We start from the raw sequence: 1,721 nt of genomic DNA, 5'->3' as shown, positions 1-1,721 counted from the left end.
CCCCCCCAGACCCCCCGCAGAATTGCGGGCAAAACGGAGCGGAGGGCGTAGCTCCGACCCGTAGATCCGTGCAGGGGGTAGGTCAAGGAGGGGGATTTCCCTCTCCTGCGAGCGATTCGGTAGGTTTTCAAACCGTACGAATCTATGCTCGCTTAAATAGGCAAATCGGAGTGCGGTGGGTGGTTCAGAAAGCCAACGAGCTGAAGGCGAGGCGGAATGAGCGTAGCGAATGGAGAACCCCGTAGGGCTTACCGAGCGAAGTGAGATATTTTGCTTGCAAAATGTGGAGTAAGTCCACAATCTTGCAAAGATTGGGGCTAGTAATTGAAGCTTGGACGGAGTGGGATCGGTTGGTGGAATGCCACCGAAAAACGCAATAGGAAAGCCATAGAAGTGATTTTACAGGTAAGGCTTATTTTAAATCGAAGGATTTGGTTTAAGTGCCTTAAAATCGATTTGAGGAGGTTTAAACATCATTTTTAAAATTCTTAGACGGAGTGAGAACCTTGGATAGGGCTGTTCGCCCGTAAGAACAGGCGTGGGGCTTGTCTTGGTGAAATGTAGGGTGTGGAGCGGTTAGCGGTCAAGGTTCGCCAAAGGCGACCCGTAGGGCTTGACCTTGACGGCTAAGGGAGCGAAACGCCCATAATGACACCAAGACAAACCCCAAGACGTTATTTCACGCTCTGAGCGTGATTCTGTATCGCTTTGTTCAGCAGGAGGGGGGCAAGGCTTGTGATTTTATCTCGAACGGCACGCCCAACGTGTCAGCCACTCCGAGCAACTACCGAGCAGGGTTATCGGGCGAATAAATTCGCCCTACCGTCAGGAGGAATTGCACGGCAATTCCCCCCGACACCCCCTACATCAACGTGCGGTAATCAAGTTCGGGATCTTCTAGCTCTTCAGGTTCGTATTCGTCAATATCATCAGGAATGCCCTGCTGGATTGATTTTCCGATTAACGAGTTAAGTTCGTGAGGAATGTTGCGTAGCTTGCGATCTCCCTCGAAGTCTGGATTTTCGGTAGAAGTTGCAACTACGGTTGATGAAAAAATCGCATAATGCCGCTGATTGTTAGCAGCTCTCCAAGCTATTTGAGCATTGACGCAATACGCCGTAGCACTTCCAACTTTGACAGTATCGATCCAATTATTGTCCTTGAGGTGCTTGATCGCTCTTGCGACTGTAGGTCTAGAATAGCCTGTAACCTCCATAAGCGTCTGATATGAGCATATTACGGAATTGTTGAGCTTACCCATCTTTTCGATGAAGAAAAACAAAATTTGAGCTGATACAGGGCTTTTCTGAATAAGTCCCTGAATAGCTCTGAGCGAGTTATCCTTGATTTGAACAAAATTGGCATTTTCCTTTGGTGCTAACTTAGGATCAATATGATGTGTACTTGATTGTTTTTCGGTCGATTTTTGATTATTATTTGAGCTATTTTCCATAGATACTCACTAGTTAAAAATATGATACAATCAGTATCACATACTTTACATTATGTATCAAATATTTTCATTTTTTAAAATCAGAGTATCATCAATAGTGATACTCCCCAGTATCATCTAGATGATACTCTGAATTTTGTAAGTTATTGATTTTAAATGACTTTTTAATTTTCTCTCTATCTATATCTAAATACTCGCAAATTTGCGAGTATTCTGCCTATTTTTTAATCGAAAATTTCCTCTGTTTGGTAATGTTAGGCTGGGGGGG

Annotated in this window: 1 protein-coding gene; it reads right to left on the bottom strand. The window is 44.6% G+C overall.

Features of this window, described 5'->3' with window-relative positions:
* Positions 1-862 precede the first annotated feature (862 nt).
* Positions 863-1,453 carry a replication/maintenance protein RepL gene (locus tag LEP1GSC049_RS207650; RefSeq protein ID WP_000431908.1) on the bottom strand — a complete coding sequence of 197 codons (591 nt, stop codon included), beginning with the start codon at positions 1,451-1,453 and terminating at the stop codon, positions 863-865.
* Positions 1,454-1,721 lie beyond the last annotated feature (268 nt).

The organism is Leptospira kirschneri serovar Cynopteri str. 3522 CT (genome assembly GCF_000243695.2).
Classification (GTDB): Bacteria; Spirochaetota; Leptospiria; order Leptospirales; family Leptospiraceae; genus Leptospira; species Leptospira kirschneri.
Note: the sequence above shows the minus strand (reverse complement) of the source record. Positions and strands in the feature narration are given on the sequence as shown.